Below are 17,917 nucleotides of genomic sequence, written 5' to 3' on the forward strand. Positions count from 1 at the left end.
ATGCAGAAATTGAGTAAAGCAAATTCCGGAAGGTTCACAGAACGTTTGCTACTGATAGCCGGTATAATTATTTTGGGTACGTTTTTCTTCAGACTCCATGTGAAGCTGGAGGAGAAAATGTTTAATGTACCTGAAAAGCTAAAGGCTGGCAAAATTGTTAATTTGAATGCGCCGGATCTAAGGAAGTCTTTTAAAATTCTACTGAAGCAGGAATACTACCTTACTGATCAGAAAGATATAGAGCTGATAAGTACCATAGCAGATAGCGTGATCACTTCATCTGGAACAAAGCTGACAACGATCGGGGAACTGAATAAAAGAAGGTTTAATATTGATGCAGACAGAGCTGAGCTCCAGGGAGGTAAAGTAGTTAAAAGCAGGCTGGATTATTCCCGGGCTCTTCTTGGGTTTAATTTTAACGGACAGCCAGCAGACCTGCCGCAAGAAGTTCAGGTGGGAACAGGAGCTGGAGAAATCTCCGGGCGGGTTACACAGGCAACCGGTGCGGCAGTGGGCGTACTGATAAGGCTAAATGCCGTTATCCCTGCCGACAGTTTAGAACAGAAACCACTTACAGCTTATGCAAGAACCGGCTCAGACGGAACTTATCGCTTTAGTGGACTATCTGAGGATATGTCATTTGAGGTATTGCCCATACAGCCCGGAAAAGAATTTGGGCAAGTAAAAGGCGTTCAGGAACTGCAAGGGAGTAAGCGGATTAACTTCAGATCTGAACAGCATACGATCCGGCTGATTGCCCCTTCAGTGTATAACCAGTTAAAGAAAGACGGCGCATTGATTGTTCGTACACCAGAACAGTTCCGGAGTGGTTTTTACTGGATAACTGGACTGTTTTTCGCTGCATTTATAGTACTCCACCTGTTGATGAGTATGAGGTTTCCGACTGCCGATCAGTTTATTTTGCCCATTATATTTTTGTTAAGTGGAATCTCGCTGCTTACTCTACTGAGCCTGCAAGATCCATTAAGGGACCGCTTTCTGGCAATTGATTCGGTCAAATATTTATTGATCGGACTATCGGTATTGTCCCTTTTATTGTTTACCAATCTGCGTAAATTTCACCCGGATTCTGCCTTCTACCGGCTATATCTATTCCGGATGCCAGGTGCGGCAAACGGATGGCCCTGGATCGCAGGAGCTATGTTTATTCTAGCGCTGACTTTGCTTTTCGGTGCTGGCCCTCAGGGAAGCGGAGTCCGGGTTAACCTGCTTGGCATTCAGCCCAGCGAACTGGTTAAATACCTTACTATTATATTTCTTGCAGGATTTTTTACCAGGAATGAATCATTTATCTCTTCTTACACCAGCTGGACAAAGAGGTGGCAGTTTTTCTCTTTTGCCTTAGTGGCCATTGTGGGTACTTTATTCCTTTTCCTATTACTTGGTGACCTCGGACCAGCTATGGTCATTTGTTTCACTTTTATATTTCTGTTTTCATTTTCAAGAGGAGACTTTATGCAGATGGCTGCGTTCGTGCTGCTATTTGTCCTTTGCTGCTGGATAAGTGGAAATATCTGGTTGAGTATCGGGTTTACAGCTGCTGTACTTGTTATCCGGACCAGATTATTGAAAAAAACAATAAGCGAGTCTGCCCTGATGGCTTTGGTTGTATTATCTGCATTTTTGACGATAGATCAGCTGCCATTATTAGCTAAACTAATTCCAGGTCCTGTAGCCAGACTTTCAGACCGGAAGGCGATATGGCAGGATGCCTGGGACAATGAAGTTTATGGCGGTGACCAGGTTGCCAATGGTCTGTGGGCTATGGCAAGCGGAGGCTTGAAAGGACAGGGCATCGGTGAAGGTTATGGGAAGACAATACCCGAAGGACATACAGATATGATCCTTCCTGTTATCGCTGAAGAGTTTGGTCTGGCCGGAATTGCCTGTGTATTTGCATTATTTATGCTCTATCTGCATCGTTCTTTTCTCATTGGCCGGGCAAGTGGCACTCCATTAATTTTTTATCTCTGTGCGGGTATCGGGCTGAGCACATTTGTACAATTTATATTGATAGCCGGGGGCTCAACTGGCGCATTGCCGCTGAGCGGAGTGTCTCTTCCACTACTCAGTTACGGTGGGTCGTCTATGGTTATCAACTTGCTGGCAGCAGCATTTCTACTGTCCTCATCTATGGTTAATGGAACAGCTGTTCAGCTCAAATATATGCAGAACAATCAGGACCATAATCTCGTTCCTGCATTATTAACCGCATTGGCTGCTGTTACTTTACTTACTGTGCATGCTTCAAAATATAGTTTATTTCCATCTGGTTGGATTGTCAAACCCGCACTGGTAGCGGATCGGAGTGGTAGCCGTCTTTTTAGCTATAATCCCAGAATAGGCATCTTACTACAGAAATTAGAGGCGGGAAATCTATACGACCGCAACGGGCTTTTACTGGCAACAAGTGATCCTAAAGAAATTAACAGGCAGCATTCCGCCCTTTCCGCTGCTGGCATCAACAGTTATGATCTGGATTCAGCAGTACATAGCCGCTCAACAAGATATTATCCTTTTCAGGAACAGCTGTTTTTCTGGACCGGCGATGCTAATACAGGAGTGTTTAATGGCGGAATTAACGGGTATTTTGCAGAATATCAGCATGCTGCGGAACTCAGGGGATTCAAGTTGCCGGCTGTAGATATATCCATTACCGCATCAAAATATAAAGAAGACAGGTTCCTGCCGGCAAGTACTAAAGAAATGACGGTCAGCCGTAAAGATTACAGTGAGTTGCTCCCAATTCTCCGCTCAGGACTGGATACTAATGAAATTGCAAAATTTAAAAAGAAAGATCGTAATGTTCGGTTGGCTGTAGATGCAGCTTTGCAGACCCGGTTGCAACAGGCGATGATTGAAAATTCTGCAATCAGCGGAAACCGCGTATCAGTTGTGGTCATGTCATCCTCTACTGGAGACGTATTGGCCTCTGCCGCCTATCCTTTACCGCCTGTTCACGATTGGGAAGCCCTTACGATGCCTGTTGTTGAGCAGCGTAAACTCTCTGCCTGGTATAATACAGCAGACCCGGGTTTTACAGTAGCCACACAGCCAGGTTCGACGGTTAAAATATTAACTGCTCTGGCAGGTTTTAATAAGCTCGGTATTTCAGCTGCTGAAAAGACATTTCTGGTCAGAACGGCAGAAAGAATACGTACCGGGGGAGCGGAACCAGATGAAACCGGAAACATAAATATGGAACAGGCTATTGTGCGTTCAAACAACGTCTACTTTATTAAACTCGCCAATGAAGCCAAGCTGGGGGAAGAGCTGGCCTCGCTCTATCTTAAGACAGGAATGTTCCTGAATGGCGTAGGTGGATATTATTACGGGCGTAAAACAGTAGATCCGGAACAAATTGAGAAATGGACAAAGTATTGGAATAAAACCGTTTTCAATCTGCCATATCATCCAGAAAATATTTATAAATACAGGGCTTCCGGCATCTCAGGAATTGCATGGGGACAGGGCGAACTGATTGCTACTCCTGCAGCTGTGGCCAGAGTGGCTTCCGGTATTGCAAATCATGGAGAAATGATTCCAAACCGCTATGCACTAAGTTTAAATGGTAAAACCGTTCCTGTTGGAACACCTGTGAAACTCGCAGACAAAGCAAGCTATGCTAATTTGATCCAATCTTATATGATCCGGCAAAGCGCACCAAGATCTGCGGCGTTCGGGATTTCGGTAGCTGGAAAAACAGGTACGCCTGAAAGAATGTTGAAAGGAAAAAAAGTAAACGATGGATGGTATGTATTCTTTGCTCCCGATGGGCACGGAAATGGTGAAACCGTTGTTTGTATTCGTATTGAGGCAACCAGAGGTTCTTCAGATGCTACACGTCTGGCCGCGGAGACCGTTGTCCCTATACTAAGGCAGCAAGGATATATAACCAGTATTCAATAAAATATGATCAATTATGTTCTCTAAATTTTGGAAAGATAAACAGCAGGACCAGTCCGATCCCAAACAATTAAGGGCCGCTATACTCGATTTTGTGAAGTCAGAAATTCTTCCGCTGGAAGGTGGGGAAGGACGGCATATGCAGCTATTAAAGCTGTTTTTGTTTCCACAGGCAGAGGATAGATTTTTATACGAGTCGGCTGTTCAAGCTGCAGACCCGTCTCTTTTCAAAGAAGAAGTACAGCGTATTGCAGATAATTATGCTGTTGATTTACCATTAGACTGGCAATTGGAAGTTCATTTTACAGCTGATTTACCTTCAGGTAGTAAAAAGAGTCCGCTTATGCCTGTTAGCCTGGAATTTGGCAGTGTTCCGGTTCCGGAGGTGTTGAAAACAGAAAAAGCGATTTTAAAAATTTTAGCAGGTAAGGCTATTCAGGAAAGCTACATCATTCTTCCCGGTAGCAGGATAAATCTGGGACGGGAAGAGCGTGTACAACTCAGGGACAATAGTATCCGTATCAACGATATCGCCTTTCCGGCAGAACTTCAAGAAGGAAATAAGTACATCAGCAGGCAGCATGCACATCTGGAATGGGACGAACCATCCCGGACCTTTCGCTTGTTTGCCGACGAAGGCGGTGTGCCTCCTGGCAATAAAACAAAAATAAGGTCTGCAGCCGATGAAAGTTTGCATAAATTAAATTCTATACAGGTTGGTTATACATTGAAACCTGGAGATCAAGTGATCTTGGGCGATCAGATAGTTATTTCCTTTAATTCATGGACAGAAAAGTCTAGTGTATAAGCTTATTTCGTAGTTTAGCGGATATTTTGAGAAAATCCCCTTTATGTCTATGATCTGGCGTTATCTTTTACTCTTGTTTTTTTTTTCAGGGCTCTCCGTAGTCCATGCCCAAAAGCGGTATACTATTAGTGGTTTTGTCAAAGATTCCACCACAGGTGAGCAGATGATCGGAGCGACTATCAGTTCGGTGGGGGCTGTTACAAGTGGTACCAGATCAAATGAATATGGCTTTTTCTCTCTTACCATTCCAGAAGGCGAATATCAGTTTAAAGTCGGCGTAGTAGGTTATGCTATCGACACACGGACAGTGCAGCTTAACAAAAATATTCAGCTTCAGATTGCATTAAAACCAGAAGATAACAATCTTTCAGAGGTTGTGATCCGCTCCGGTGGAAGTACACAGAAAGTCAGTTCTGCGCAAATGGGCGTCGAAAAATTGAGTATGAAAGAAATTGATCAGGTTCCTGTATTATTTGGCGAACGTGATCTAATAAAGGTTGTACAACTACTCCCTGGTGTCAAATCGGCCGGGGAAGGAAATAGCGGATTCTTTGTCCGGGGTGGTGCTGCCGACCAGAATCTGGTATTATTGGACGAAGCGATTGTTTACAATCCGTCCCATTTATTAGGATTCTTCTCCACCTTCAACTCCGATGCGATTAAAGATGTCACTTTATTGAAAGGGATTAATCCGGCAAATTATGGTGGCAGATTATCTTCGGTTATGGATGTCAGGATGAATGACGGAAATAATCAGGAGCTGCGCGTAAATGGGGGTATAGGAATTATAGCATCAAGACTAACTATAGAAGGACCGATCGTTAAAGATAAAGGGTCATTTTTAATTAGCGGAAGAAGAACCTACGTGGATATGTTCATGAAACTGAGCAGTGATACGGCGATTAAAAAAAGTGCATTATACTTTTATGACCTGAATCTGAAAGCTAATTATCAGTTGGGTCAGAGAGACAAAATTTATCTGAGCGGCTATCTGGGTATGGACAAGCTTGGACTAAGTGATCTTTTTGGTTTGAATTGGGGTAATAAGACGGCTACGTTGCGCTGGAATCACCAGTTTAGTCCTAAGTTGTTTTCCAATACATCGATCATTTACAGCGACTACAAATATGATATAGATATTAATACATCGGAGAGCTTTGAAGGAAAAATCAGTTCACAAATCAGGGACTGGAATCTGAAAGAAGAATTGAGTTTTTATCCAAACAGCAATAATACATGGAGAATGGGCGTGAATTCCATTCACCACACGATACGGCCAGGTGAATTCTCCGGTGATTTCTCAATGGACAACCAACCGCTTACTTATAGTTGGGAAAATGCAGCCTATGTAAATAATGAGTGGAAAGCATCTGACCGGTTGAAAATAGATTATGGATTGAGATTAAGTGCATTTTCCGTTTTAGGAGGCCCACAGCAGTTTTATGAATTAGATCAGCGAGGTGCAATTCTCTCCTCACGTCAGTATAGTAAAAATGAAATTGTACAAACCTATTTTAATCTGGAACCGCGAATTGCAGCGGCTTATCAGTTAAATGAAATTTCATCATTAAAAGTCGGATATAGCAGGAATACGCAGCCATTGCACCAGCTGTCTAACTCTGCAACAGGAAGCCCGACCGATAAATGGGTGGCAACCAACAATATTATACGCCCCGAAACAGCAGGTCAATTTTCTGCCGGATATTTCAGAAATCTGAAAGATAATAAGTATGAATTCAGCGCCGAAGCATATTATAAAGCAATGCAGCATCAGGTTGATTATAAAGACGGAGCCAATATCAGAAGTAACGATCCGATTGAACCACAGCTGCTTTTTGGCAAAGGTAGGGCATATGGAGTTGAGCTCCTGCTGCGTAAGAAAACAGGTAAGCTAACAGGATGGATAGGTTATACGCTTTCCCGTTCCGAGAAACAGATCGATGGAATTAATGATAATGAGTGGTATGCAGCAAGGCAGGACAGAACACACGATATATCCATTGTCGGAATTTATGCACTTAATCCTAAATGGAACCTATCTGCTACATTTGTTTACTATACTGGAAATGCAGTTACTTTCCCGACCGGAAAATATCAGGTTGATGATCAGGTTGTTTACCTGTATACCAGGAGAAACTCTTATCGGATGCCGGCATACCACCGTCTTGATTTAAGCGCGACCAGACAGCTTAAAAAACGCGGGAGATTCACTTCCGAGTTAGCCTTTGGACTATATAACGCTTATGGAAGAGAAAATGCTTATACCATTTCTTTCCGTGATAATCCAAATGACAGGTCTAAAACAGAGGCTGTACAAACTTCCCTTTTTAAATTTGTACCGTCTGTGTCCTATAATTTTAAATTTTAATTTATGAAAAACACGATATATAACTGGAGCCTTTCATTGGTTATTTTGCTGTTCTTCGGCTCTTGCGAAAAAGTGATACCTATAAAATTAGACAACTCTGATAAGCAGATTGTGATTGAGGGTGAAATAACGATTAAAAAAGAACCATATTTCGTCAGAATATCATCTACTAAAAATTTCGATGAGAATAATGATTTTCCGGGCAGGACAGATGCGTTAGTCATCATTACAGACCTGAGCACAGGTAAAGCCGAAAAACTAGTTCATACCGGTTCAGGAGTTTATCAAACCAGTACCTTACAGGGCGTTGCAGGGCATACCTATCAACTGGATGTCACTGTAGACGGTAAAAATTATAAAGCGCAGTCTACGATTCCGATGAAGGTTGTTAAGATAGATAAACTAAGCATCCGTAGCTTTGAATTAGATACCGATAAGAAGTTTATCGTACCTGAATTTACAGATCCAAAGGGAGAGGTTAACTTTTACCGCCTGAGACAATGGATAAATGGTGTCCTTGTTAAAGGTTCATGGGCCAGAAACGATGAAGCAGCAGACGGCAGAGTCTTTGACACACCGTTTTATTACGACACTTCTGACGAAGCTGGTAATCCGCTTATAAAAGATGGCGATGAGGTCACCGTAGAATTGCAATGTGTAGATAAAGGTGTATATGATTATTTCCGGACGCTGAGTGAAACTATCGAACAGGAAGCAGCTGCACCTGCTAACCCTTTAAGCAATATTTCGGGAGGAGCTTTGGGTTATTTCAATGCCTGCCGTACGTTTAAAGTTACCTCAACAATTAAGTTGTAAATTGAAGAATAAAAGATAAAGATGAATAAAGCCGATGTTGAACTGGTCGTAATTACCGTTAAATCCGGAATAGAAGAAGCTCTTAGTTTAAAAGTTTATAAAAATGGTACCCTGGCCAGAAGAGGCTCTGGTGGATTACCCGGAGTTAAAATATCGGGAATGAGCCTCAATGCAGGCCCTGGTTTTTTCCTGGGTGTAATGAACAGCGTTTCCCAGCAGGTACTGGACTCACCTGTTAATTATGAGGAAGAGATTACGAAAACCGCATTGGAATATCAGGTTTCATTCTACGGACAGAGCAGTAATGGCGATCAGGGTGAGCGGGCCGAGTGGACGCAGTCTGTTACGCTGCGATTTTTCATGGATGAAGGAACCATGTATAGAAATCAGCTGCTTGGATTTGTAGATGGTCTGGCCATCGAAGCGATGAAATTAACAGACTCCTGGTATTTTGACCTGGTTATGCTGGCATTGGAAGGTAAACGCTCTTCTGTGCTTCCCGAACATACAATAGTTAGTAATTTTAAGAACGAAGATGAAGCAGAAGCTGCATTTCAGGCATATTTTCAGCAGGTAAATAAAAAACAACTTCCCGAATTTGTGAAGGACAAAGTGTTTACTGATCCCCAGGGGCTGCAGTATAAATTATTACTGCAAATGGATGATCAGTCGTTAACTTATACATTTGAACCAGCAGGGGTCGTTTAAACCGGTGCAATTTATTTGAGTAGTTCCAGGAGGTCCTTTTTTGTCATTGTATTGAAAAGAGAACTGTCAGTGTGAATAATGTCGCTGAACAGATTCTTTTTACGCTGCTGTAATAACATTATTTTTTCTTCGATAGTATCCGGGCAGATCAGTCTTACTGCAACGACATGTTTCTCCTGTCCAATTCTGTAACTTCGGTCAATAGCTTGATTTTCAACTGCGGGGTTCCACCAGGGGTCCACTAAATATACGTAATCTGCTTTCGTGAGATTGAGGCCCGTTCCGCCAGCTTTCAAACTGATCAAAAATACACGGACATCGTCATTTTCCTGAAAATTTGATACGCTCTTTTGGCGGTTTGCAGATTGGCCGGTCAAATATTCATGATTAATATTTTTGTTTCTCAGCTCTTTACGAATCAGATCCAGCATACCTACAAACTGGGAAAAAACCAGGATTTTATGTTGTGGAGCATGATTTTGAATTTCTTCCATCAGCACATTAATTTTAGCTGAAGAGTTTCCATGGAGCAGATTATCCTGCAGCAGGGCCGGGGAATTACAGATCTGACGGAGTTGGGTAAGTCCTTTTAAAATATGTATGGTGTGTCCGGCAAGATCATCTGATTTGACATGATTTAAATAGTCTTTATATTCGTTTTTACAAACATCGTAAGCTTTCCGCTGACTTTCATCCATTTCACAATAGATGACCATTTCCGTTTTTTCCGGTAATTCTGTAGCCACTTCCTTTTTTGTTCTTCTGAGAATAAACGGACTGATTTTCTTACGAAGTTCAGCAGCTTTTTTTGTGTCATTAAACTGGTCGACCGGGGAAGCATACTGCTCTCTGAAATGCTGCTTGCTACCTAAAAGACCGGGGCAGGCAAAAGACAATTGCCCATACAGATCATAAGTATTATTTTCAATTGGCGTTCCTGTCATACAGATGCGGTTTCTGCCTTTAAGCAGTATAACTGCTTTATAGATTAATGACTCCGGATTTTTAATCTGCTGAGATTCGTCCAGGAATATATGTTCAAATACAAAATTTTTAAGCCATCCTATGTCCCGCAGTAAAGTTCCGTAACTGGTAAGCACAACGTCAGCTTGTTTAAATTGTGCTGAATCTTTTGATCGTTCCGTACCATATAACGTATAGGTAATCAGCTCAGGTGCGAACTTTTTAATTTCTGCCTGCCAATTGAATAGCAGTGTCGCGGGTACCACGACCAGAGAAGCGTTATCCTTAGTTTTTGACCGGCTGCTGAGTATGTAGGCGATAACCTGTAATGTTTTTCCAAGCCCCATATCATCTGCCAGGATGCCCCCGAAATTAAAGGTGCCCAGGAAATTAAGCCAGTTGATTCCCTGCTGCTGATAGCTTCTTAAGATTGCGTTTAAGCCCGGTGGCTTACCAATGTTCTCGATTTTATTAAAATCGGCCAGCTGCCTGTTCATCTCGGTCAACTCCATTTTCACCTGATCGGAAAGCATATGTGCATCGAACAAATCGGGAATAGCAGTAAAACTAGTTTTTGGCAAGCTAAGCTTTTCCTCATTCAAGGTGGCCAGCTGGAAAAGTTCATTTAATCTGGCTAACCATTGTTCCGGCAGTAATCCATGTGTACCATCTCCCAGTATTACGAATTTGCTTTTGTTGCGGATAGCGCGGTGGAGCTGTTTCAATGGAACCCGCTGATTACCATAGCTTAATTCCAGTTTAGTGTCAAACCAGTCCAGTCCGCTAATGATTTCTATGTCTATTTTAGCCTGATTATGATTTAATTTATTGCCTTTTAGATCTTGAAATCCCAGAATTGTTATTCCACTTTCCTGCCAGGTCTGGAAAGTTTTCAGAAACCAGGTTTCATCAAGGAAATGTTTTTTGTGCAGATAGAAAGCATCTTGCTGAAGCTGATCTTCAAAATGCGGATGTTGTCTGGAAATCAGTGTAAGAAAGCGAAGTTCTGCTTCCTCATCCCTGTTAATACGGAATACTTTTCCATTTCTGTCCTGTGTAAGAATCTGTTTTCTGGAAAGCACCGGGATTTCGGTTTCATTGTAGCGGATTACAGGATTGAGTAAAACGTAATATTCGGAATCGGTCAGATATATCAGTAACTCACTATCTGGTTGAGGTCCGTCGTGGTTTTTTTGCTCTGACTTTAATTGCCTGACAGTCGCTTTTTTGATATAGGTATAATTAATGTGGATACGTTGCTCCAGACCAGCTAGAACATCCTGATAGAAAGATTCATATCTTGATTCATGGATTAAAATATGATTGTGATGCTTTTTGAAAAAATGAATCAGATTTAGCAATTCTGGCTGGTCTATCAGATAAAGATTCTTATGATGCAGAATAAAATAATGCAAGGTTACCGGAAGCATAAGCAGATCAAAGCGCTTATCTGCTATGTTTATTGAGGCACTTATTGTATAGAAGTTATCTTTAAGATCTACCTGTAGTTCTATTTCCAGTTTGTCCTTTTGCAGATTTACTGGTTTCAGGGCAGCTGCAGTCAGGTTTTCCGACACCTTAGGATCATGCAGATAAACTTTTAGTTTTGCCGGATTCAAAAAGAGTGCCTTTAGACTGTTGAGCTCCAATGCAAAGTCAGGTTGATCATATCGTTGCTGAAAGCGGGACAAAGCTGTATAAAATTTAACTTCAGCAGGGGCTTCCGCCGTCCAGATAAAGTCAATAGCGGGTATAGACTCCAATGGGTTTTTGGGTTTATCCTGCATGGTGAAAGCAGCTTCCATGAGCTCAGCCTGGAAATGATTATAATATTTATGTTGCCTGAAGACAAGAATATTCTTCTTGTCGGGAGCGGAAAGGAGATGCTTTGGTAAGTTTCTACTGTTTGCAGGGACGAGAAGCGCTTTTAACTGGCTATTTCTTTCTGTGGTTACCGGTAATAAATATTCTAAAACGGGGGAAACCTGTAATTCCTTACCCTCCAGTTTAATCCTGAAAAAAGCTTCCAGATCTTTCTCATTTTCAAGGCCATAACCCGTCGCTGTATGTTGCAGTTTTTTAATACGGATTTCCCAGTCAAAAAAAATGCGCAGGTAATTTTGTTCCAGGACGTTCATCAGAACCCGGGACTGATGAACGCACAGAAGGTTTTTTTGTGCGTTACAGGAGCAGGAGATAATTAGCTGTTTCGTATTTATTCTCAAGCTGATAGAAACAGGCATAGCCGACTGGTCCTGGATAAGAAAAGAGGCATAGCCAATTTCAATTTGTTCTGGTAAGAGCTGGAAATATCCGGCACTGGTCAGGTCTACCTGTGCAGCGCTATGTCTAATAATCCAAACCCTGTCCAGTTGTCTGAAATTGAAATCATCGATGATAAATGGTGGGTTCACTGTCATTAAGCTCTAAAGGTAAGATAAGCACTTAAAATCAGGGGGCAAAAATATTTAAAAATAAATTCTACTATTTCAGTAGACATTATTATATTTGTGAAGCGAAGGAAGTAGAAAAATCCTGAACATATAGTCATGTGGCCGAGTGGTGAGGTGCGGGTCTGCAAAACCCTAAACGGCGGTTCGAATCCGCCCATGACGTCGAGGCGTTCAACGCCTACAGCAACTTGATTTTTGGTTAGATCTAGTTTTGTTTTGTTCATACTCCAGGTTGGATGGCCTGGAGTATTTTTTTGCAATTTTTTCTGATTAATAATTTATCATGCGTATTAATTACGGTTATTCAGAATTTATACGTGATTTTATCATTTTAGGTATATAAACCCTAAAACCGGTTTCGCTTTTGTGTTCCACTTATCCTATTCAAAATCTCCTTATTTTTCTAGTTTTTCTTCATCTTGTCCAATATACGGGACAGATAAATTCAAGGAAATCACTACAAATTCGCATATAATTTATTTTTATATAAAATCCAAGTTAATTTCAGTACTGTAAGTTAATTGCCTATATAAATATGACTTTTTGGTATGCAGTTTGTCATTATGTTCATACCTAATCTGAAAAACATAAACATTATGAACAGTAACGATTTTAATTTCCGGCTTTATAGTTATAAAGATTCATTGCAATCTTTTGCTATCTCTTTTACACGTGACGTAGAAGACGCGAATGATTTGGTTCAGGATACAATGCTTAAAGCAATCAATTATTCTAACCATTTTAAAGAAGGCACTAATTTCAAAGCGTGGTTATATACCATCATGAAAAACACCTTTATTAATAATTATAGAAGAGCAACCAAAACGAATTCTATCATGACTGTGAGTGATGAAATCACATCAGATAAGCTTCATTACAGTGCGACTATAAATGATAGCCAGGGTAAGTTTGTAATGGAAGACATTTATAAAGCATTGGGAAAACTTCAGCCGGAATATTATGTTCCTTTTCTTAGATATTTTGAGGGATTTAAATATTATGAAATCGCGGAGCAACTAAATATTCCAATCGGTACAGTTAAAACAAGGATACACGTGGCGCGACAACTGCTTAAAAAGAGCCTTAAAATGCATTATAAAAATTTGCCAGGAAACTAGGACTATAGATTTTAATCAGCGTTATTTTGTTTATTATATAAAGGGTGTCTGCCGGAGTTAAATCTGGCAGACACCCTTTTTTCATTTGTATATCACCGGTCCGATTTTTTTGATTTAGGAAAAACTAATCTTTTTTGAGCCTGTTGTCAAAGAAACAGAGGGGAGAACCTATGAATCAGTTAAAAAACATATTGCCGGGTTTAATTTCGCTTCTGACAATAGTTGGATGTGGTCAGTCGGGGAAGGAAAACGAGATGGGTACAACCACACTACCTGCTGACACAAATCTAGGGCAGGCAAAAAGGCAGACTATCGGTGATAAGAAAAGTGTAGCTGCAGAGCAAATTTTTCTGGAAGAAACAGGGAGAATTCTATTACTTGAACTTGAATTGAGTAATGTGTCACTGCAACGTGCAAGCCGTCCCGAGCTTAAAGCTTATACAGAGAAGATGATGGGTAGCACCAGAAAATTTCACGAACAGTTGCAACAGCTAGCAACGAGTCTTTCTTATCAACTTCCAGGAGCGTTGCCTTCCAGATCGCAGCTGCAGGTAGATGAAATTAAAAAGCTGGAAGGTCAGGGCTTTGACCTGGAATATATTAAGTCTATTCTTGAATTGCAGCATAAAACGCTGGATAACTTACATGGAGCCATTCAGTTCAAAAAAGGGCCTGTTCAGGAATTTGCCAGCCATCAGCTTGAAGGCGTAAATAAGATGCTGGATGAAACCGTAATTATAGATTCACTAATCAAAAAAGTAAATCCAGACCAGCCTGGAGATGATTTATTAAGAATCGATCGTAAACATATCAAATAAGGAGAACAGAAGATGTCAGTTAACAGTCAAACACAAAATCCGCACGATAAATACCCCGTTCCTCCGTTTCCGAAGCAAGAACAGGAAGTGCCAGGAACAGAAGATCAGATGCAGCCAAAAGCAGACCATGGAGAAGAATCCTATATCGGGTCTGGTAAACTAGAAGGTAAGAAGGCCATTATCACCGGTGGCGATTCTGGAATCGGTAAAGCGGTAGCCATTGCTTTTGCCAGAGAAGGGGCAGACGTGCTGATCAGCTATCTGGATACCACAGAAGATAAAGATGCAGAAGAGACTGCTGCGGTAGTTGAAGCGTGTGGCAGGAAGGCTATTCTTATTAAAGGAGATATCAGATCAGAATCTCATTGTAAGGCTATTGTCGACAGAGCTGTTCAGGAATTTGGTCAGATTGACATTTTAGTAAATAATGCCGCATTTCAGATGTCCAGGAAATCACTGCAGGAAATACCAACTGCCGAATGGGAGCGTTCATTCGATACGAATATTACGCCAATGTTCTTTTTATCCAAGGCTGCGGAACCACATATGAAGCCTGGCAGCAGTATTATTAATACCACTTCCGTAAACGCATATTCACCGAGTGAAGTGCTGCTTCCCTATGCCGCGACTAAAGCGGCAATTCAGAATTTTACGGCTAACTTAAGCCAGATTTTGTTGGAACAAAAAAAGGGGATTAGGGTTAATGCGGTCGCGCCGGGTCCGGTATGGACACCGTTAATTCCTTCTACTATGCCAGATGCAGAGAATTTTGGCAAAGATACGCCGATGGGCCGTCCCGGGCAGCCCGTGGAAATTGCAGCCGCTTATGTGTTTTTGGCTTCCGACCAGGCTAGTTATGTCGCTGGCGCAACCATTCCTGTAACCGGTGGAAGGATAACAATCTGATGACTTTATAATATCCGTTAAAATCGTTAATTTACCAGGAGATTTTAACGGATATTATGGAACATACAGATATAAAAATACTTTTTTTCGATATCGGAGGAGTCCTGCTTACCAATGGTTGGGGACATGAGTCGAGGAAACTCGCCGCTAAACAGTTCGATCTGGACTATGACGAGGTAAACACCTTGCACAATTATATTTTTAACGTTTATGAGATCGGGAAAATCAGTCTTGACGAATATCTTGATACTGTGATCTTCAATAAACCCAGGGAATTTACCAGGGAAGATTTCAGGGAATTTATGTTTTCACAGTCAAAAGAACTTCCAGGCCTCCTGTCGTGGTTAAAAGCGTGGAAGAAAAATTGTGATTTCCGCATTATATCCATTAATAATGAAGGAAAAGAGTTAAATAGTTACCGGGTTAAAAAATTCAAACTTCATGAATGCTTTGATGCATTCGTGTCATCCTGCGATGTAGGTATTCGCAAGCCAGATCCGAATATTTTTAAATTAGCACTTGGTATAGCGCAAGCCAGACCGGAGCAATGTTATTATTTTGACGACCGTATTTTTCAGGTAGGAACAGCTGCCCAGCTGGGGATCCATGCGTTTCACCATACGAGCTTTGAACAAACTAAATCCATTCTTGAAGAAATTGGAGGAAAGGCTTAATAGTATTTGAAAGCCTGGTCTAGGCTGTTTTCACAAGACCTTTGACCAGGCTTTTCCATTGTGGATAGGATAATCCTAATTTTGCTGTCCAGCCAACAAATGTATTTCGAATGTTATCCAGTGTATTTTCTGTATGTACATTTGGAACTTCATTTCTTCCATGCTCTTCGGCAGAGACGACCTTTCCTCTGAGTTTTACCTGAAAAGTGGAGCTGGCAGAAGGTTCGAAAAAATGGGCTGTCTGATCTGTAGAATTAACCGGATTTGCACATGGTCTTGCCCTTAAACTTAGTGTTTTCTGATCTTCAGATATTTCTTCGGTAATTTCCTCGATAACCACCCAGTCGTAACCTTCACCAGCAGAAGTGCCCGGTCCGGGAATATTTATTTTAATGTAGTCACCAATTTGTGCAGGTCGGGTGAGTGTCCTGCCGGAAAGATCTGTTAATGTAAACGTTGATAGTGGCACTTCGCAGACTTCCCACCATTGTGATACCATCAGAAGCCTTTCTTTCGCAATTTCATAAAAATCTGCAGCTTGAGCGCTATCCTGGAACTCGGCCAGGGCATTGGTGTCCAGTTGCCCTCCGGTATATTGTTGTGGTATTTGATCTTTCATGGCGTTTTCTTTCTGAAACGCCTAAACTGTTGAATTGTTTACTATTTAACTATCCAATATCCGAAAGCCAGCCACAATAAACCCTTGACTAGAAAGAACATAAACCCCCAAAATCCCAGTTTACGAAACCATTTTAAAATAAGTGCCTTTTTCTCCTGATTCATTGCTTAAACATAATGATTCTAATTTATTTTCGTAGCAGGATTATTTTATTTTACGTACCGATGGTTCAGGCTTCGCGGAACCTTTCTAAATTGTAATCATTTTCCCACGATCTATTCTTTTAAATTATGTTTGCGGCAAATTATAAAATATGTCAAAGACTAAACTTACTATCAATAATAACGGATCTGTTAAGATCGAAGGTGATTTTGAAATTGTAGATAGAAACGGAAATACTTATGGATTACAAGGTAGAACTGTATTATCTATATGCCGTTGCGGATTATCTAAAAACAAGCCATTTTGTGATGGTGCTCACAATGGTAATTTCGATCATGAAGCTATCGCGTTTGATCTTCCACCAAAAAAAGTATAATCTTTTGGGCTGAACCGCCTGAATATTATTCTTTTAAACATTTTTTGTGCCGGTCTGTTTTGTTTACCTGTTTACGTTAGATTCTAAAACCGGGAAGCCATGAAAAAACACGAAGAGGAACCTAAGCCGAAAGAAAAATCCGAGATTCCAAAAACTGAGACAGCGCAACCTCTTTCTGAAAAGGATGAGGTTAAAAAAGCGGAAGATGAACTTCGGATAAGAATGGATAAAAAATACAAATCTTCCGATCAGTGAAAGAAGCCCCCAAAAATTATTATAATTTTTGGGGGCTTCTCTATTTTATTGCATTTATGATCACCTGGTTGAACTGTCCGTTCCTGATATGAGTTTACATAAGAAAGTTTTTCAAAACAGAAAAATGAGTATAAAAAACGAACGTCCAAGTAAGGGCAAAGGCGGGAGGGTTTCTCCCCATTCAGAAAGTTTTAGAGTTCAGTTAGCTTTGGAATACATTCAAGGTTCCTACAGCTACCCCCAGGTAGCAAGAAAATATGGTTTGCCTGAACATACTATCATATCCTTCGTATCTTGGTACCGAAAGACCCAAACCCAGCTTATGCCAGAAGAACCGCTTATCCCAAATGAGCCTTTGAGCTCCGAGGATCGAAAAGGGTTAGAAAAACGACTTGTATTGGCCGAGATGAAGATTGCAGCTCTTGAAAAGGTAATTGCAATCGCTAACCAGGAGTACAATACAGATCTTAAAAAAAAAGCTGCTACCAAGTGATCTATGAGTTAAAAGGAACACGCAAAGATTATAGTATCGATAATCTTTGCGCTGTCTTTGGCTATACCAGGCAGGCCTGGTATAGCCATTTAAGAAGCGTACGGCTGTGTTTTTTAGAACAAGAAATTGTATTGGAAAAAATATACGAGATCAGAAAAGAGCTCCCTAAAACCGGATGTATCAAACTCTACAAAGAACTTAACAATGGCTTCTTGCAGGGACACGGCATATCAATGGGTAGAGATGCTGTATTTAACCTTGTACGTTCTCAGGGGATGTTGATCAAAACCAAAAAGAAATGGGTATATACCACCAATTCCTTTCACAGGTTCAAAGTGCATGCAGATCTAGTTCAGCGAAGAGCTGCTCTGTGCGCAGAGGAAATATGGGTAAGTGATATCACTTATTTACGTACCAGCGCCTGTTTTGTATACCTCTGTTTAATTACAGATG

Annotated in this window: 14 protein-coding genes, 1 tRNA gene and 1 pseudogene; 14 read left to right on the plus strand and 2 right to left on the minus strand. The window is 41.1% G+C overall.

Features of this window, described 5'->3' with window-relative positions; genetic code table 11:
• Genes BM192_RS15115 through BM192_RS15135 form a run of 5 tightly spaced genes read left to right on the plus strand, consistent with a single transcriptional unit; the run spans position 1 to position 8,627 of the window.
• Entirely contained in the window at positions 1–3,930 is a 3,930-nt protein-coding gene (locus BM192_RS15115) for an FtsW/RodA/SpoVE family cell cycle protein (RefSeq protein ID WP_037439506.1), read from the plus strand.
• 13 nt (positions 3,931–3,943) lie between these two features.
• A complete protein-coding gene (locus tag BM192_RS15120) occupies positions 3,944–4,735 on the plus strand; it encodes an FHA domain-containing protein (RefSeq protein WP_037439504.1) in 792 nt (263 codons plus the stop codon).
• 43 nt (positions 4,736–4,778) lie between these two features.
• Positions 4,779–7,103: a TonB-dependent receptor gene (locus BM192_RS15125; RefSeq protein WP_317040252.1), complete on the plus strand. Its 2,325-nt coding sequence runs from the start codon at positions 4,779–4,781 to the stop codon at positions 7,101–7,103.
• A gap of 3 nt (positions 7,104–7,106) precedes the next feature.
• The gene (locus tag BM192_RS15130; RefSeq protein WP_051759755.1) at positions 7,107–7,919 is read left to right on the plus strand and encodes a DUF4249 domain-containing protein; all 813 of its coding nucleotides are present in this window, start codon (positions 7,107–7,109) and stop codon (positions 7,917–7,919) included.
• A gap of 21 nt (positions 7,920–7,940) precedes the next feature.
• Positions 7,941–8,627: a hypothetical protein gene (locus BM192_RS15135; RefSeq protein ID WP_037439500.1), complete on the plus strand. Its 687-nt coding sequence runs from the start codon at positions 7,941–7,943 to the stop codon at positions 8,625–8,627.
• A gap of 11 nt (positions 8,628–8,638) precedes the next feature.
• Here the strand turns inward: BM192_RS15135 and BM192_RS15140 are convergent, their stop codons facing one another.
• Entirely contained in the window at positions 8,639–12,010 is a 3,372-nt protein-coding gene (locus BM192_RS15140; RefSeq protein WP_037439498.1) for a DEAD/DEAH box helicase, read from the minus strand.
• 125 nt (positions 12,011–12,135) lie between these two features.
• Between BM192_RS15140 and BM192_RS15145 the strand changes: the two genes are divergently transcribed.
• From BM192_RS15145 to BM192_RS15165, 5 genes are all read left to right on the plus strand, one after another.
• Positions 12,136–12,206: transfer RNA gene (locus BM192_RS15145), tRNA-Cys, on the plus strand.
• Between the two features lie 433 nt (positions 12,207–12,639).
• Positions 12,640–13,161 (plus strand): RNA polymerase sigma factor, encoded by a 522-nt coding sequence (locus tag BM192_RS15150; RefSeq protein ID WP_037439548.1) that lies wholly within the window; start codon positions 12,640–12,642, stop codon positions 13,159–13,161.
• A gap of 170 nt (positions 13,162–13,331) precedes the next feature.
• The gene (locus BM192_RS15155) at positions 13,332–13,979 is read left to right on the plus strand and encodes a DUF4142 domain-containing protein (RefSeq protein ID WP_037439496.1); all 648 of its coding nucleotides are present in this window, start codon (positions 13,332–13,334) and stop codon (positions 13,977–13,979) included.
• Positions 13,980–13,991: 12 nt separating this feature from the next.
• Positions 13,992–14,885 (plus strand): SDR family oxidoreductase, encoded by an 894-nt coding sequence (locus tag BM192_RS15160; RefSeq protein WP_037439495.1) that lies wholly within the window; start codon positions 13,992–13,994, stop codon positions 14,883–14,885.
• 56 nt (positions 14,886–14,941) lie between these two features.
• Positions 14,942–15,559 (plus strand): HAD family hydrolase, encoded by a 618-nt coding sequence (locus BM192_RS15165; RefSeq protein WP_037439493.1) that lies wholly within the window; start codon positions 14,942–14,944, stop codon positions 15,557–15,559.
• Positions 15,560–15,578: 19 nt separating this feature from the next.
• Here BM192_RS15165 and BM192_RS15170 read toward each other — a convergent pair whose 3' ends face one another.
• The gene (locus BM192_RS15170) at positions 15,579–16,178 is read right to left on the minus strand and encodes a hypothetical protein (protein WP_037439490.1); all 600 of its coding nucleotides are present in this window, start codon (positions 16,176–16,178) and stop codon (positions 15,579–15,581) included.
• 313 nt (positions 16,179–16,491) lie between these two features.
• On the opposite strand from BM192_RS15170, the gene BM192_RS15180 reads away from it, so the two are divergent.
• The 4 genes and pseudogenes from BM192_RS15180 to BM192_RS15190 form a co-directional block, all read left to right on the plus strand.
• Positions 16,492–16,716, plus strand: a complete 225-nt coding sequence (locus tag BM192_RS15180) for a CDGSH iron-sulfur domain-containing protein (RefSeq protein ID WP_037439485.1) — start codon at positions 16,492–16,494, stop codon at positions 16,714–16,716.
• Positions 16,717–16,815: 99 nt separating this feature from the next.
• Positions 16,816–16,971 (plus strand): hypothetical protein, encoded by a 156-nt coding sequence (locus BM192_RS20970; RefSeq protein ID WP_157282805.1) that lies wholly within the window; start codon positions 16,816–16,818, stop codon positions 16,969–16,971.
• An 88-nt stretch (positions 16,972–17,059) separates the two neighbouring features.
• Positions 17,060–17,464 carry a hypothetical protein gene (locus BM192_RS15185; RefSeq protein WP_037441788.1) on the plus strand — a complete coding sequence of 135 codons (405 nt, stop codon included), beginning with the start codon at positions 17,060–17,062 and terminating at the stop codon, positions 17,462–17,464.
• Positions 17,461–17,917: pseudogene (locus BM192_RS15190) on the plus strand (hypothetical protein); the annotation flags it as partial. The gene BM192_RS15185 and the pseudogene BM192_RS15190, both read left to right, overlap by 4 nt.

The organism is Pedobacter antarcticus, assembly GCF_900112985.1.
In the GTDB taxonomy this organism is placed as follows: Bacteria; Bacteroidota; Bacteroidia; order Sphingobacteriales; family Sphingobacteriaceae; genus Pedobacter; species Pedobacter antarcticus.

Excerpts from the sequence above, each read along its gene's own strand:
- BM192_RS15115 (WP_037439506.1), top strand. The coding sequence starts at position 1 with ATGCAGAAATTGAGTAAAGCAAATTCCGGAAGGTTCACAGAACGTTTG.
- BM192_RS15120 (WP_037439504.1), top strand. The coding sequence starts at position 3,944 with ATGTTCTCTAAATTTTGGAAAGATAAACAGCAGGACCAGTCCGATCCC.
- BM192_RS15125 (WP_317040252.1), top strand. The coding sequence starts at position 4,779 with ATGTCTATGATCTGGCGTTATCTTTTACTCTTGTTTTTTTTTTCAGGG.
- BM192_RS15130 (WP_051759755.1), top strand. The coding sequence starts at position 7,107 with ATGAAAAACACGATATATAACTGGAGCCTTTCATTGGTTATTTTGCTG.
- BM192_RS15135 (WP_037439500.1), top strand. The coding sequence starts at position 7,941 with ATGAATAAAGCCGATGTTGAACTGGTCGTAATTACCGTTAAATCCGGA.
- BM192_RS15140 (WP_037439498.1), bottom strand. The coding sequence starts at position 12,010 with ATGACAGTGAACCCACCATTTATCATCGATGATTTCAATTTCAGACAA.
- BM192_RS15150 (WP_037439548.1), top strand. The coding sequence starts at position 12,640 with ATGAACAGTAACGATTTTAATTTCCGGCTTTATAGTTATAAAGATTCA.
- BM192_RS15155 (WP_037439496.1), top strand. The coding sequence starts at position 13,332 with ATGAATCAGTTAAAAAACATATTGCCGGGTTTAATTTCGCTTCTGACA.
- BM192_RS15160 (WP_037439495.1), top strand. The coding sequence starts at position 13,992 with ATGTCAGTTAACAGTCAAACACAAAATCCGCACGATAAATACCCCGTT.
- BM192_RS15165 (WP_037439493.1), top strand. The coding sequence starts at position 14,942 with ATGGAACATACAGATATAAAAATACTTTTTTTCGATATCGGAGGAGTC.
- BM192_RS15170 (WP_037439490.1), bottom strand. The coding sequence starts at position 16,178 with ATGAAAGATCAAATACCACAACAATATACCGGAGGGCAACTGGACACC.
- BM192_RS15180 (WP_037439485.1), top strand. The coding sequence starts at position 16,492 with ATGTCAAAGACTAAACTTACTATCAATAATAACGGATCTGTTAAGATC.
- BM192_RS20970 (WP_157282805.1), top strand. The coding sequence starts at position 16,816 with ATGAAAAAACACGAAGAGGAACCTAAGCCGAAAGAAAAATCCGAGATT.
- BM192_RS15185 (WP_037441788.1), top strand. The coding sequence starts at position 17,060 with ATGAGTTTACATAAGAAAGTTTTTCAAAACAGAAAAATGAGTATAAAA.